Genomic DNA, 14260 nt, shown 5'->3' on the forward strand with positions numbered 1-14260 from the left:
GGAAACGCCCAATGTGGGCCTTACGGTCCATGTTGAACTTGCCGCCCGCCAAGCCGAAGCTGGCTGGATGACCTTTCTGGATCGCACCTTCCAGCTCAGCGCCCACGGCACGAGCGTCCGGACCGAAGCTCTCGCTGGGCTGACGACCTTTCTCACCATGGCCTACATCGTGGTGGTGAACCCCGCGATCCTGGGACAGGCGGGCATGCCCGCGTCCGCAGTTGCGGCGGCCACCTGCCTGTCGGCTGCGGTGGGATGCTTCCTGATGGGCTTCCTGGCCAACTATCCCATCGCCCTCGCTCCCGGCATGGGTCTGAACGCCTACTTCAGCTTCACTGTGGTCCAGGCCATGGGCGTGCCCTGGCCCACGGCCTTGGGCCTGGTCTTCCTTTCGGGCTGCCTTTTCCTCGTCCTGACCCTGACCGGCGTGCGCCAGCTGATCATCAGCGCCATTCCGCGCGCCCTGTTCTCGGCCATCGCCGCCGGCATCGGCCTGTTCATCGCCCTGGTCGGCCTGCGCAGCGCGGGCCTGGTCACCGCCAATCCGGGAACGATCATCGGCTTGGGCCATCTCCACAGCCCAGGCGCCCGCCTGGCGCTGATCGGGCTCGCGCTGATCGCGGTCCTGCAGGCGCTCAAGGTTCGCGCCGGACTGCTGATCGGCATCCTGCTGACCACGGCGCTGGGCTGGCTGCTCGGCCTGGCCAGCTGGACGCCTCAGCCTTACAGCCTGACCGAAATGACGGCGACCGCCTTTCGCCTGGACGTTCCCGCGGCCCTGGGCCTCGAAGGCCGCACGGTCGGCTTGGCCCTGGTTGAGATCCTGCTCGTGTTCCTGTTCGTCGACTTGTTCGACAACCTCGGCACCCTGGTGGCGGTCAGCAAACGGGCCGGGCTGGTTCAGCCCGACGGGACCATTCCGCGGCTGAACCGCATCCTCCTGGCCGACGCCGGCGCGACCATCGTTGGATCGGTGGCCGGCACCAGCACGGTGGTCAGCTATGTGGAGAGCGCCTCGGGCGTGGCGGCGGGCGGGAAGACCGGCCTCACCGCAATTGTGGTCGGCCTGCTGTTCCTGGCGACCCTGTTCGTCGCACCGTGGGCCCAGGCGATCCCGGCGGCGGCAACCGCGCCTGTTCTGGTTCTGGTCGGCGCGCTGATGATCTCTCCGCTGACGGAGATCGACTGGGAGGACCCGGTGGTGGCGATCCCGGCCTTCCTGACCCTCGTCACCATTCCCTTCACCTTCTCCATCGCCAACGGCTTGGCGGCGGGCGTGATCGCCTACGCCCTGCTCAAGCTGGCGACCCGCCGCCTCGAGACGTCGGATTGGCTGCTGTTCGTGCTCGCCGGCCTGTTCATCCTCCGCTTTGCGGTGATGGTCGCCCAGTGATCGAGGCGGGATCTGGGCGTTTCCTTGACGCTGTTGCCGAAATGTCATTCCGGCCCCTCCCAACGCACCCTAGCTAGAGCCCCGAAGGGCTTTGAACGGCGTCGCGCGCGGCGCCGGTGTGAGGGATATCTTGATGCGTTACCGCGTACTTCTGTTCGCCGCCGCTTCGGCTGCGAACCTGCTGGCGACTGCCGCCGTCGCCCAGACCCAACCCGCCGACACCGCGGACGTCGAAGAGGTGGTGGTTACCGGCACCCGCGCCCAGGCCCGCTCTCGTCTTGAGTCCCTGTCTCCCGTCGACGTGGTGAGCGCCCGCTCGCTTGAGCAGCAGGGCCGCACCGAGTTGGCCGCCCAGCTACAGGCGACGGTTCCCTCCATCACCTTCCCGCGCCCCTCCGGCACCGACGCCACCGACGCCGTGCGGCCGCTGACCCTGCGCGGCCAAGGCCCCGACCAGACCCTGGTCCTGATCAACGGCTCGCGGGCGCACAGCTCGGCCGTGCTCAACACCAACGGCTCGGTGGGCCGCGGCTCGGCCGCCGTCGACCTGAACACCATCCCGTCCACCGCCATCAGCCACATCGAAGTGCTGCGTGACGGCGCCTCGGCGCTCTACGGCTCGGACGCCATCGCCGGGGTGATCAACATCCTGCTGCGTGAGGCGGACCACGGCGGCGGCGCTTCCGTGACCTACGGCCAGTACGTTTCGGGCTACAAGGGCTTCTACGGCGGCGACCGTGACTTCCGCGACGGCCAGACCGTCACCGTCAACGGCTGGCAGGGCCTGAAGCTCGGCTCCGACGGCTTCCTGACCGTGTCGGCCGAATACCGCGACCGCGATCACACCAACCGGGCCGACGTGGACCCGCGCTTCGGCGTGGTGACCGGCCGCTCGGGCGACGGCGACGTCAAGGACGGCAGCATCTACCTCAACGCCGGCAAGCCGCTGGCCGCCGGCTTCGAAGCGCGCGGCTGGGCCGGCTATCAGCATCGCGACGGGCAGAACGCCGCCCTCTACCGCACGCCGACCGAGGCGCGGAACATCCCGTCGATCTACCCCAACGGCTTCGTGCCGCTGATCAATGTCACCTCGGACGACGCCAACTTCGGCCTCGGCCTGCGCGGCGACATCGCCGGCTGGCGCAGCGACTTCACCATCAGCTACGGCTGGAACGAGGTGGAGTACGGCGTCGAGAACACCCTCAACGCCTCCTTCGGCCCGACCTCGCCCCGCAGCTTCTACGCGGGCACGACGAAGTACGATCAGCTCGTCGGCAACGCCGACTTCAGCCGTGACTTCGACCTGGGTCTGGCGGGTCCGCTGAACATCGCCTTCGGGATCGAAGCCCGCAAGGAGACCTACACCATTGAGGCCGGCGAGCCGGGCTCCTACCTTCGCGGTCCGGTCAGCACGGCCGCGCCGGGCTCGCAGGGCTTCACCGGCTTCCAGCCGTCCAACGAAGTGGATGAAGACCGCACCAACGTCGGCGGCTACCTGGCGCTCGAAGCCGAGGTCCTGCCGGACGTGACCGTGGCCGCCGCCGTGCGTCAGGAGCACTACTCCGACTTCGGCGACAACACATCGGGCCGCGTCTCCGCGCGTTGGGACCTCAGCCCGAACCTGGCGTTCCGCGGCTCTTACGAGACCGGCTTCCGCGCCCCCAGCCTGCAGCAGCAGTACTACACGAACACCGCCATCCTGTTCGTGAACAACGTGGCGTTTGAGACGGGGACCTACCCCTCGATCAGCCCCGTGGGCCAGGCGCTGGGCGGCCAACCGCTTGAGCCGGAAACCTCGCAGAACGTCTCGCTGGGCTTCGTCTTCCGGGCGGGCGGCTTCGAGCTCACGGCCGACGCCTATCAGATCGAGGTCGAGGACCGCATCGTGCTGTCCGAAACCCTGCAGGCCAGCCCGCCGGCCGCCGCCAACCCGAACAGCCTGGCGCTGAGCGGCATCCTCAGCCCGCTGGGCGCCACCGCCGCGCGCTTCTTCCTGAACGGCGTCGACACCCGCACCCGCGGTCTGGACGTGGTGGCGCACTACCGGATCATCGACGAGCAGGCCGGCACATTCGACCTGACCGCCGCCGGCAATATCAACGACTTCGACGTCACCCGCCGGCCCCAGACGCGCCAGACCCTGCTGCCGACCCCGGTCCTGCTGTTCGGTCGTCAGGCCACCCTGCGCTTCGAGGAAGGCACCCCGCCCTGGAAGCTCAGCCTGCAAGGTGATTGGTCGCGCCAGAACTGGGGCGCCACCGTGCGCACCACCTTCTACGGCGACGTGAACAATGCCGGCGCGGCGGCGGACGCCAGCGGCGACGTGCACACGGGCGACCGTGGCGTGGTCGATGCGGAGCTGCGCTACACCCTGCCCCGTCAGGTCACCCTGGCGCTGGGTGCGGATAACCTGTTCGACACCTATCCGCGCCAGATCCGTCCGGCCAACAACACGACCGGCGCCTTCCCGTTCACCTCGTTCTCGCCGTTCGGCTTCAACGGCCGCTTTGTCTACGGCCGCGTTGCCCTGAACTGGTAGATCTGACGACCTTACTTCGGTGACGGCGCGGGCGGCTCACCAAGCTCCCGCGCCGTTTCCATGTTCCCATGGTGGAGCTTCAATCCACAGGCAGCGATTTGTGTGTGGACAGGTAGCCGCAGGCCCGGCGTGTCGCAGTGTCTGGAGCCCGCGCGTTAGGCTATCGGTAAGGGATGGCAATCGTACCGGCGCTTGATCTTCGCCCCGTCTCGAACGACGTGGCGATCCAAAACGTGCCCTCCAACATCGAGGCTGAGCAGGCCCTGCTGGGCGCCCTGCTCTATGACAACGCGGCCTTCGAACGGCTGGGCGACAACCTGCAGGCCAGGCACTTCTACGAGCCGTTCCACCAGCGGCTGTTCCAGGCCATCGAGACCCACATCCGCAAGGGTCAGCTCGCCGAGCCGATCCTGCTGGCCGAAGAGTTCTCCCGCGACCCGGCGTTCCAGGAGCTGGGCGGCGTCCGCTATCTCGCCGATCTCGTCGACCGCGCGCCGCCGGCCGCCAACGCGCCGGACTATGCCCGCGCTGTCTATGACCTCGCTCTGCGCCGTGACCTGATTCGCATCGGCGGAGAGATCGCCCTGCGCGCCAACCAGGGCGACGCCGAGCTGGGCGCCCAGGAACAGATCGAACAGGCCGAACAGGAGCTCTACGCCCTCGCCGAGACGGGCGGCGTTTCCCAGGGCTTCGTCAGCTTCGCCGACGCCCTGCACGGCGCCGTCACCATGGCGGCTGAGGCGCACGCTCGCGACGGCGGCCTCGCCGGCATCTCCACCGGCTTGCTGGACCTCGACCAGAAGATCGGCGGCCTGCACCCATCCGACTTGATGATTCTCGCCGCCCGACCGTCGATGGGTAAGACCTCGCTGGCCTGTAACATCGCGTTCGACGTTGCGCGCAACTATGCCTGGGAGCCTCAGCCGGACGGCAGCCGCAAGACGGTGCGCGGCGGCGTGGTGGCCTTCTACTCCCTCGAAATGAGCGCCGAACAGCTGGCCCTGCGCCTGCTGGCTGAAGCTTCCGGCGTTTCGGGCGACCGCCTCCGCAAGGGCGAGATCGACGCGGTCGAGTTCGGCAAGATCCGGGACGCTGCGCTCGAGATCCAGGAAGCGCCGCTCTACATCGACGCCACCGGCGGCATCACCTTGGCCAAGCTGACTGCGCGGGCTCGCCGACTGAAGCGGATGGTGGGCCTGGACCTGATCATCATCGACTACCTCCAGCTGGTGACGACCGGGGCCGGCGGCCCCGACAACCGGGTGCAGGAGGTCTCCATGATCACGCAGGGCATGAAGGCCCTCGCCAAGGAGCTGAACGTTCCGGTGATCGCCCTGTCCCAGCTCTCGCGTCAGGTCGAAAACCGCGAAGACAAGAAGCCCCAGCTGTCCGACCTTCGTGAATCCGGTTCGATCGAACAGGACGCCGACATGGTCATGTTCGTGTACCGCGAGGAGTATTACCTCAGCCGCCTGGAGCCGCGCGAAGGCACCGAGGAGCACTTCCGCTGGCAGGAGCAGATGGACCAGGTGAAGGGTCTCGCTGAACTGATCATCGGCAAGCAGCGTCACGGTCCGATCGGGACGGTGAAGCTGTCGTTCGACTCCGACACCACCAAGTTCGGCAACCTTGCACGCGACCACCACGCTCGGTTCTCCTCGCACGACGACTAGCCGCGCGCTTGCAATCCCGGTCGAAGCCGGCGAAGTCCGGGCCTCGATCGTTATGCCTTGCGACAGGACATGCCCGAGCCGGCTCTCGCCCACCTGACCATCGACCTCGACGCGCTCGCCCACAACTACGGCGTGATCCGCGCCGAGGCCGTGGGCGCGGAGGTGGCTCCTGTCGTCAAAGCGAACGGCTATGGCCTGGGAGCCGTCGAGCTCGCCCGTCGGCTCTGGGCGGAAGGCGCACGCAGCTTCTTCGTTGCTCGCACGGCCGAAGGCACGGCGCTGCGTGCGGGCCTGGGACCGGAGCGCCCGGCGACCATCTATGTGCTGGATGGGCTTACGGTGGGCGCCGGTCCCGTGCTGCTGGCGGACAATCTGACGCCGGTCCTCACGAGCCTTCCTCAGGTGACGGAGGCGAGCGCGCTGGCGCGCGCCCTTGGCCGAGCCTTGCCCGTCGGGCTGCACGTCGACACCGGCATGAACCGGCAGGGCGTGACGCCGGACGAGGCGCGGGCGCTCGCGCAATCGGTCGATCGGCTTCGCGGCCTCGACCTGCAGCTGGTCATGAGCCATCTCGGCTCCGCACCCGAGCCGGACAACCCGCGCAACCGCCAGCAGCTCGAGCGCTTCGTCGACATTCGCGGGCTGTTTCCTGATGCTCGCGCAAGTCTCGCCGCCTCCGCGGGCAGCTTCCTGGGACCGGACTTCCGCTTCGATCTCGTCCGGCCGGGCGTCAGCCTCTACGGCGGCGGCCCCCTCGAGACGCCCGATCCTAGGCTGCGGGCCGTCGCCATTTTCACCGCGCCCATTCTCGACATCCGCAACGTTCAGGCAGGCGAGCTCATCGGCTATGGCGGGAACGTCCGCGTCGATAGGCCGACACGCGTGGCCATGGTGGCGGCCGGCTATGCGGACGGCGTGATCCGCGCCGGCCGGGGCGAGGGCTACGCCTGGTACGCCGGCGCGCGGCGCACCCTGCTGATCTCCAACATGGATCTTCTGGCGATCGACATCGGAGACGCCCCGGCGCACGTCGGCGATGCGGTCGAGTTGCTCGGCCCTAACGCGCCTCTCGACGACTTCGCCACGGCTGCGGGAACGGTCGCGCACGAAGTGCTCGTGCGCCTGAGCCCGCGCGCTGGCCGGACCTACGTCGGCAAGGCCTGAAGCGCCGCCGCCATTCGAAGCGGACCGCCCAGGTCCCGGATCCGCGTGGTCACCGTGCCTAGCACCGCGGACAGCACCAGGATGGCCAGCAACACGACCGCGAAATAGCTGAGCCGCCGTTGTGGAACGACGCTCATCATCCGCGGCAGTCCGACATAGAGGATGTAGAGGCTGTAGAGGCCGCCCAGCAGGCCCAGCAGCTCGCCCACGGGCGGATAGAGCAGGAACACGCCAGACACCCAGAGCGCCGTGCCCGAATAGGCCGCCAGCTTGAAAGCCTGCAGCCGACTGCGAACGCCTCCGAAGCTGGGCGCGAGAACATCGATGATGAGGGCGAGGACGTATACCTCGACCAGGGCGAGCACATAGGCCGCAAGCATCTCCGCCAAGGCGACGCCCAGCGGCGGCCGCATGCCGACGTCGAAGACGCCAACTCCGAAAAGCAGCAGGCCGACGAACCCGCAGATCGCCGGGATAGCGGCTAGGGGGGCGACGAGGCGCAGATAGAGGTTCGGAACGCTGGAGGGCTCCGCCTCGATGACGTCCCAGGCCCGCGTGGGCGCCGTCAGCACCGCCAGCGCTCGGCCAACTATGGACGGAACCCGGTCGGGCGCCGCACCCCTCATTGCAAACTCCAGCCCTTGTGATCCGCCAGCCCGATCCGACCGTATCCCATAGAAGGTCCGCGGCAAGCCGCCCAAGCGCCGAGCACCGCCGAGGTGGGCTAAAGTGGCCGCTTCGAATCAGGAGACCTCATGGCCCGCGACGGCGCCGTCTACGTTTGCCAGTCCTGCGGCGCGGTCCAGACCAAGTGGTCCGGGCAGTGCGCCGGCTGCGGCGCCTGGAACACCTTGGTCGAGGAGCTGCAAAGCCGGCCGCCCGGCGCGCTCGCTCCAAGCCGAAACGCCAGGACCCGCGGCCTTGCCTTCCAGGGGCTCGAGGACGCGGTGCCGACGCCCGCGCGGATGATCACCGGCGTTGACGAGTTCGACCGGGTCTGCGGCGGCGGCGTGGTGCCTGGGTCGGCCATTCTGCTGGGCGGCGACCCCGGTGTCGGCAAGTCCACCCTGTTGATGCAGGTCGTCGCCAGCGCGGCGCGCCGCGGCATCTCCTGCGCCTACATCTCGGGCGAAGAAGCGGTGGAGCAGGTCCGCGGCCGGGCTCAACGGATGGGGCTCGCGGACGCGCCCGTGAAACTGGCCGCGGAAACGGCGCTCAGGGACATCATGGAGGCTCTGAAGAAGGAGCCCTTCGACCTCGTGATCATCGACTCCATCCAGACCATGTGGAGCGATGCCCACGAGGCGGCCCCAGGCTCGGTCACCCAGGTCCGCGCCGCGGCCGGAGAGCTGGTGCGGCTCGCCAAGAAGCGCGGCGTCGCGGTGATCCTCGTCGGCCACGTTACCAAGGAAGGCGCCATCGCCGGCCCTCGAGTTGTGGAGCACATGGTGGATGCGGTGTTCGCCTTTGAAGGGGAGCGTGGCTACCCGTTCCGCATCCTGCGAGGCGCCAAGAACCGTTTCGGCGCCACCGACGAGATCGGTGTCTACGAGATGGGTGACGCAGGCCTTGCCGAGGTGAAAAACCCCTCGGCCCTGTTCCTCAACACCGCAGGCGAGCGCGCGGCCGGCGCGGCCGTCTTCGCCGGCATCGAGGGCTCCCGCCCCGTGCTCGTCGAGTTCCAGGCCCTTGTGGCGCCATCCGCCTACGGCACCCCGCGTCGGGCGGTGGTCGGCTGGGATTCAGGCCGCCTGGCCATGGTCCTGGCCGTGCTGGAGGCCCGCTGCGGGCTTGGTTTCGGCGACAAGGATGTCTATCTGAACGTCGCCGGGGGGCTGCGCATCTCAGAACCGGCCGCGGACCTCGCCGCGGCGGCGGCCCTCGCCTCATCCGCCTTTGATCAGGCGCTGCCGCAGGACTGCGTCGTGTTCGGAGAGATCAGCCTTTCGGGCGAGATCCGGCCCGTGAGCCGCATGGACTCGCGCTTGAAGGAAGCCGCCAAGCTCGGCTTCGGCAGGGCGCTGGCCCCGTCGGTCGCCGAGAACGGCTCGCCACCTATGGGCCTGATCGCGGCCGGCCGGCTCGCAGACACCATCCGTCGCATTCATGACGGGTCTTGGGATTAGGTTGTGACCAAGTTCGACGCCATCGTCCTGGGCTTGTTGCTGATCTCAGCGCTGGTGGGCTTCGCCCGCGGGGCGGCGCGGGAGATCGCGGCCATGGTCGCCCTGGTGGGCGCCGCCGCCCTGGCGATCTTCGGACTGCCGTACAGCGCCGCAATCTTTCGAGGCTTCATAAGCTCGCCCTGGCTGGCCGCCGCCGCCGCGCTGCTGGTGGTCTTCGGCGTGACCTATCTTGGCATGCGGCTGTTGGGCGCAGTCCTTGCGCGGCGCATCCAGCAAACCGATGTGCTGGGCGCCCTGGATCGCACTGTCGGCCTCGCTATCGGCTTGATCCGGGGGCTCGTCGTACTCGGAGCCCTCAACCTGATGTTCACCGCCGCGACGCCTGCGGATCTCCAGCCCAAGTGGATCGTGGAGTCCGGGACATGGCCGCTGGCGCAGAACATGGGGCGGGCTCTGAAGGCCCTCGCCCCGGGCGGCCTGGACATCGCCGGGCGCCTCCGACCCGCTTTTGAGCGCGCGGTCGGCGACGCATCAGGTGACAGAAACGCGACGGACGGGTACGAGGCGCGCCAAAGCGGCGAGACCGACGATCTGGTGGAGAAATCCCGATGACGCAGAGCACTGACCGATGGTCCCCTCCCGTCCGCGATCCGGATGACGATACGCCCCGGCTGGAGTGCGGCGTTTTCGGGATCTTCGACGTGGAGGACGCCGCGGGCATGACCGCCCTGGGCCTCCATGCTCTGCAGCATCGTGGGCAGGAAGCCTGCGGCATCGCCGCGTTCGACGGACAGCGCTTCCACACCGAACGGCACATGGGCCACGTGGGCGACGCCTTTGGCGGCGGCGGCCTTTCAGACCGTCTGCCCGGCCGCTTCGCAATTGGCCACACCCGCTATTCCACGGCCGGCGGCTCCTTCATCCGCAACGTGCAGCCGATGTTCGCCGATCTTGAGTCGGGCGGCGTGGCTCTGGCGCACAACGGCAACCTGACCAACTTCCTCACCCTGCGCGAGCAGCTGGTGGCCGAAGGCGCCATCTTCCAGTCGACCTCGGACTCGGAAGTCATCCTCCACCTCATCGCCCGCAGCCGTAAGGCCAACCTCGTCGAGCGCTTCACCGACGCGCTGGCCCGCATCGAAGGCGGCTATGCGCTGGTGGCCCTGACCAACAAGAAGATGATCGGGGTCCGCGATCCGCTGGGCATCCGGCCGCTCGTGCTCGGCGATCTGGACGGCAAGGCCGTGCTGGCGTCCGAGACCTGCGCCCTCGACATGATCGGCGCCCGGTTCGTGCGCGACATCGAGCATGGCGAGATGGTGGTGATCGACCAGAACGGCGTGCGCAGCCTGCGTCCGTTCCCGGCCGCTCAGGCCCGGCCCTGCATCTTCGAATACGTCTACTTCGCCCGTCCCGATTCCGTGGTGAACGGCCGCTCCGTATACGACGTGCGCAAGCGCATGGGCCGGCGCCTGGCCATGGAAACCCCCGCCGACGTCGACGTGGTGGTGCCCGTTCCCGACAGTGGCGTTCCGGCCGCCCTGGGCTTTGCGCAGGAAGCCGGCCTGCCCTTCGAGATGGGCATCATCCGCAACCACTACGTCGGGCGCACCTTCATCCAGCCCACCCAGGGCCAGCGCGAGCTCGGCGTGCGCATGAAGCTGTCGCCGAACCGGTCGGTTCTGGCTGGCAAGCGCGTCATGCTGATCGACGACTCCATCGTCCGCGGCACCAATTCGGTTCGCGTGGTCCGCATGGTCCGTGAAGCCGGCGCCAAGGAAGTGCACCTGCGCTCGGCCTCGCCGCCGATCATGTGGCCGGACTACTACGGCATCGACATGCCGGATCGCGACAAGCTGCTGGCGGCCAACAACTCCGTCGCGGAGATCGCCAAGATCCTCAACGTCGACTCCATGGGCTACCTGTCGGTGGACGGGCTCTATTGGGCGATGGAAGCGGGCTCGCGTGACGCCGAGAACCCGCAGTTCACCGACCACTACTTCACCGGCGACTACCCCACGCGCCTGCTGGACCGCGAAATCGCCGAGGGCCGCAACGAAGCCGTGGAGCGTCAGCTGTCCTTCCTGGTCGACGCGTGAGCACACCCAAGGGCGGGCTCCTCGCCCGCCTGAAGATCGACTGGTACCTTGTCCTGATCGTCGGGATGGTGGTGGCCGCATCGCTCGCCCCCGCCCGGGGCGCGGCTGGTCCGGTGTTCGAGTGGGCCACGAAGATCGGCATCGCCATGGTCTTCTTCCTGCACGGCGCACGGCTGTCGCGGGATGCGGTGATGGCGGGGCTGACCCACTGGCGGCTGCACCTGACGGTGCTGGCCTGCACCTTCGTCCTGTTCCCGATCCTGTGCCTGGGCCTGGCCGCCCTGCCGAACTGGATCGTGCCCGATCCCCTGGTCACCGGGATCATCTTCCTGGGCTGCCTGCCCTCCACCATCCAGTCTTCCATCGGCTTCACCGCTATCGGGCGCGGGAACGTGCCGGCGGCGGTGGCTTCGGCCTCGGCGTCCAACCTCCTGGGCATCGCCCTCACCCCGCTGCTGGTTAGCCTGACGCTGCACCAGCAGGGCGGCATCTCCCTGAGCTCGGTCGAAGGCATCGTCCTGCAGCTGCTGGTCCCGTTCATCGCCGGCCAGCTGATGCGGCGGTGGATCGGCAATTGGGTGAAGGACCGCGCCAAGCTGCTGTCCTACGCCGACCGGGGAGCCATTCTGCTGATCGTCTACACGGCCTTCTCGGGCGCGGTGGTCGGCGGCGTCTGGGCGCAGGTCGACGCCTTCGAGATCGCCCGCCTGCTGGTGATCTGCGCCGTGCTTCTAGCCGTGGTGCTCGCCGCCACCGCCTACGGCTCCCGCGCCCTGGGCTTTTCCAAGGAAGACGAGATCGCCATCGTCTTCTGCGGCTCCAAGAAGAGCCTGGCCAGCGGCGTGCCCATGGCGGGCGTGCTCTTCCCGGCCGCCACGGCCGGCCTCGCCATCCTGCCGCTGATGGTCTTCCACCAGATCCAGCTGATGGCCTGCGCCGTCATCGCCCAGCGCTACGCCGCTCGGGCGAAAGAGGCGGACTGACAGGGCGCCGCTGACAGTCTAGGAAGCGGGCCATGTCCGAGTCCCTGCCTCTCTCCGAGAAGATCGCCCTCGTCACCGGGGCCAGCCGCGGCATCGGCCGTGCGGCCGCCATCGCCCTGGCCAAGGCCGGCGCGCATGTGATCGCCGTCGCCCGAACCCAGGGCGGCCTCGAGGAGCTCGACGACGAGATCCGCACCGCAACCGGCAAGTCGGCGACCCTGATCCCGCTGGACCTCACGGACGGCGACGCCGTGGATCAGATGGGCTACGCCGTCTTCCAGCGGTTCGGCCGCCTGGACATCCTGGTCCACGCCGCCGCCACGCTCGGGCCCATGACGCCCGTAGCCCACATCGAGCCCAAGCACTGGGACCGGGTGCTCAGCGTCAATCTCACCGCCACCTACCGCCTGATCCGCACCAGCGAGCCGTTGCTGCGCGCCGCCCAGGGCGGCCGCGCCATCGTGCTCACCTCCGGCCGCGCCGGGCAGCCAAAGGCGTTCTGGGGCCCGTACGGAGCCACCAAGGCCGCCGTCGAGAACCTGGTGCGCACCTGGGCCGACGAGCTGGAGCAGACCTCCATCCGCGCCGTGTTGCTGGACCCCGGCCGCATGCGCACCAAGATGCGCGCCGAGGCCTATCCTGGCGAAGATCCCGCCACCCTGCCCGATCCCTCGGAGATCGGGCCGCTGATCGTGGAACTGGCCCAGGCCGACCGCGGCCTGCCCAACGCTAACGTGGTCTTCGCGGACTGGAAGACGTCGCGCGGGTCGCCCGCTTCGGCTTGACGCCCGGGCGGCTGAGCTTCTGGGTGCGCCCACGCGGCGTGCCCGCCTTCGGCTTGGCCTTCGGCTTCGGCTTGGCGGCAGGCTTGGGTCCGGTGGAAGCGGCCGGAGCCTTGGCGCGCGGCGCAGAACGCTTCTCCGCCGGCGCCTCGTCGCCATCGACGAACGGGTTGCGGCTCGACCTGATCGTGACCCGCAGCGGCACGCCCGGCAGGTCGAAGCTCTCGCGCAGCGAATTGATCAGGTACCGGCGATAGCTCTCGGGCAGTTGGTCGGCCCGGCTGGCGAACATGACGAACGTCGGCGGCCGCGCCTTGGTCTGCGCCATGTACTTCGGCTTGATCCGGCGGCCGTTCACCGACGGCGGCGGGTGGCGCTGGATGGCCATCTGCAGCCAGTCGTTCAGATCGCGGGTCTTCACCTTGGTCGACCAGTCGCCATAGGTCTTGAACACAGCCGGCATCAGCCGATCCAGGCCACGGCCGGTTTCCGCGGAAAGTGCGATGATGGGCGCGCCACGCACCTGCGGGAGCTGGCGCTGAGCCTCGTCGATCAGCTCGGCGAGACGCGTCTGGGGATCTTCGATCAGGTCCCACTTGGTCAGCACGAACACCAGGCCGCGCCCTTCCCGCTCGACCAAGTCGGCGATCTGCAGGTCCTGGATCTCGAATGGGTGGGTGGCGTCCATCACCAGCAGAACCACCTCGGCGAAGGTGATCGCGCGGATGGTGTCCTGCGTGGAAAGCTTCTCCAGCTTCTCCTGCACCTTCGCCTTGCGGCGCAGGCCGGCGGTGTCCACCAGGCGCACCCGGCGGCCGTCATGCTCCCAATCCACGGGGATCGAGTCACGCGTGATGCCGGCTTCGGGGCCCGTCAGCAGACGGTCCTCGCCGATCAGCCGGTTCACCAGCGTCGACTTGCCGGCGTTCGGGCGCCCCACGATGGCGATGCGCACCGGCTTGTCGGCCTCATCCGCCTCGTCCTCGTCTTCCTCCGGCGCAACGGCCAGCAGGGCGGCGTAGAGGTCCGCCATGCCTTCGCCGTGCTCGGCGGAGATCGCGACCGGCTCGCCCAGCCCAAGGCGGAAGGCTTCCATCACGCCCGTACCGCTCTCGCGGCTTTCGGCCTTGTTGGCGGCCAGCACCACAGGCCGGTCGTGTCGGCGCAGGACCTCGGCGAACACCTCGTCCATGTGGGTCACGCCCTCGCGGGCGTCGACCACGAACAGGGCGACATCGGCTTCCTCGATGGCACGCTCCGTCTGGGCGCGCATCCGCGCTTCGAGGCTTTCGTCGCTGACGTTCTCGAACCCGGCGGTGTCGATCAGTTCGAGGTCGAGGTCACCCAGGCGCCCGGCCGCGAACTTGCGGTCGCGGGTGACGCCGGGCTGATCGTCCACGATGGCGAGCTTCTTGCCCGCCAGGCGGTTGAACAGGGTCGATTTGCCGACGTTGGGTCGGCCGACGATCGCAAGTTTGAGCGGCATGGGTGCAGTTTAGCC

11 protein-coding genes are annotated in these 14260 nt (G+C 68.5%); 9 read left to right on the top strand and 2 right to left on the bottom strand.

Going from position 1 to position 14260, the window contains the following annotated elements:
• Nucleotides 1-67 precede the first annotated feature (67 nt).
• The 4 genes from DJ018_RS13895 (at nt 68) to alr (ending at nt 6769) form a co-directional block, all read left to right on the top strand.
• Nucleotides 68-1393: an NCS2 family permease gene (locus DJ018_RS13895; RefSeq protein ID WP_111515749.1), complete on the top strand. Its 1326-nt coding sequence runs from the start codon at nt 68-70 to the stop codon at nt 1391-1393.
• Nucleotides 1394-1526: 133 nt separating this feature from the next.
• The gene (locus DJ018_RS13900; protein WP_111515560.1) at nt 1527-3932 is read left to right on the top strand and encodes a TonB-dependent receptor plug domain-containing protein; all 2406 of its coding nucleotides are present in this window, start codon (nt 1527-1529) and stop codon (nt 3930-3932) included.
• Nucleotides 3933-4105: 173 nt separating this feature from the next.
• Nucleotides 4106-5605, top strand: coding sequence for a replicative DNA helicase (locus DJ018_RS13905; protein WP_111515561.1), 1500 nt, complete (start codon nt 4106-4108; stop codon nt 5603-5605).
• A gap of 69 nt (nt 5606-5674) precedes the next feature.
• Nucleotides 5675-6769: an alanine racemase gene (alr, locus tag DJ018_RS13910; protein WP_111515562.1), complete on the top strand. Its 1095-nt coding sequence runs from the start codon at nt 5675-5677 to the stop codon at nt 6767-6769.
• Here the strand turns inward: alr and DJ018_RS13915 are convergent.
• Nucleotides 6751-7395, bottom strand: a complete 645-nt coding sequence (locus tag DJ018_RS13915) for a Yip1 family protein (protein ID WP_111515563.1) — start codon at nt 7393-7395, stop codon at nt 6751-6753. The two genes, alr and DJ018_RS13915, sit on opposite strands and share 19 nt — an antisense overlap.
• Before the next feature lie 129 nt (nt 7396-7524).
• Between DJ018_RS13915 and radA the strand changes: the two genes are divergently transcribed.
• Genes radA through DJ018_RS13940 form a run of 5 tightly spaced genes read left to right on the top strand, consistent with a single transcriptional unit; the run spans nt 7525 to nt 12762 of the window.
• Nucleotides 7525-8895 carry a DNA repair protein RadA gene (radA, locus tag DJ018_RS13920; RefSeq protein ID WP_111515564.1) on the top strand — a complete coding sequence of 457 codons (1371 nt, stop codon included), beginning with the start codon at nt 7525-7527 and terminating at the stop codon, nt 8893-8895.
• Between the two features lie 3 nt (nt 8896-8898).
• Nucleotides 8899-9507 (top strand): CvpA family protein, encoded by a 609-nt coding sequence (locus tag DJ018_RS13925; protein WP_111515565.1) that lies wholly within the window; start codon nt 8899-8901, stop codon nt 9505-9507.
• Complete coding sequence (gene purF / locus DJ018_RS13930; protein WP_111515566.1) at nt 9504-10994, top strand: amidophosphoribosyltransferase; 1491 nt, start codon at nt 9504-9506, stop codon at nt 10992-10994. The genes DJ018_RS13925 and purF overlap by 4 nt, the downstream gene beginning before the upstream one ends.
• Nucleotides 10991-11977: a bile acid:sodium symporter family protein gene (locus DJ018_RS13935; RefSeq protein WP_111515567.1), complete on the top strand. Its 987-nt coding sequence runs from the start codon at nt 10991-10993 to the stop codon at nt 11975-11977. Before purF ends, DJ018_RS13935 begins: the two co-directional genes overlap by 4 nt.
• 32 nt (nt 11978-12009) lie before the next feature.
• Nucleotides 12010-12762 carry an SDR family NAD(P)-dependent oxidoreductase gene (locus tag DJ018_RS13940; RefSeq protein ID WP_111515568.1) on the top strand — a complete coding sequence of 251 codons (753 nt, stop codon included), beginning with the start codon at nt 12010-12012 and terminating at the stop codon, nt 12760-12762.
• On the opposite strand, the gene der is transcribed toward DJ018_RS13940, so the two are convergent.
• Nucleotides 12707-14245, bottom strand: coding sequence for a ribosome biogenesis GTPase Der (der, locus tag DJ018_RS13945; RefSeq protein ID WP_111515569.1), 1539 nt, complete (start codon nt 14243-14245; stop codon nt 12707-12709). The two genes, DJ018_RS13940 and der, sit on opposite strands and share 56 nt — an antisense overlap.
• Between the last annotated feature and the right edge of the window lie 15 nt (nt 14246-14260).

This window comes from Phenylobacterium deserti (genome assembly GCF_003254705.1).
Taxonomy (GTDB): Bacteria; Pseudomonadota; Alphaproteobacteria; order Caulobacterales; family Caulobacteraceae; genus Phenylobacterium; species Phenylobacterium deserti.

What these genes read in the sequence shown, in the direction of transcription:
- DJ018_RS13895 (WP_111515749.1), top strand. Translation starts at nt 68, where the DNA reads ATGACCTTTCTGGATCGCACCTTCCAGCTCAGCGCCCACGGCACGAGC.
- DJ018_RS13900 (WP_111515560.1), top strand. Translation starts at nt 1,527, where the DNA reads ATGCGTTACCGCGTACTTCTGTTCGCCGCCGCTTCGGCTGCGAACCTG.
- DJ018_RS13905 (WP_111515561.1), top strand. Translation starts at nt 4,106, where the DNA reads ATGGCAATCGTACCGGCGCTTGATCTTCGCCCCGTCTCGAACGACGTG.
- alr (WP_111515562.1), top strand. Translation starts at nt 5,675, where the DNA reads ATGCCCGAGCCGGCTCTCGCCCACCTGACCATCGACCTCGACGCGCTC.
- DJ018_RS13915 (WP_111515563.1), bottom strand. Translation starts at nt 7,395, where the DNA reads ATGAGGGGTGCGGCGCCCGACCGGGTTCCGTCCATAGTTGGCCGAGCG.
- radA (WP_111515564.1), top strand. Translation starts at nt 7,525, where the DNA reads ATGGCCCGCGACGGCGCCGTCTACGTTTGCCAGTCCTGCGGCGCGGTC.
- purF (WP_111515566.1), top strand. Translation starts at nt 9,504, where the DNA reads ATGACGCAGAGCACTGACCGATGGTCCCCTCCCGTCCGCGATCCGGAT.
- DJ018_RS13940 (WP_111515568.1), top strand. Translation starts at nt 12,010, where the DNA reads ATGTCCGAGTCCCTGCCTCTCTCCGAGAAGATCGCCCTCGTCACCGGG.
- der (WP_111515569.1), bottom strand. Translation starts at nt 14,245, where the DNA reads ATGCCGCTCAAACTTGCGATCGTCGGCCGACCCAACGTCGGCAAATCG.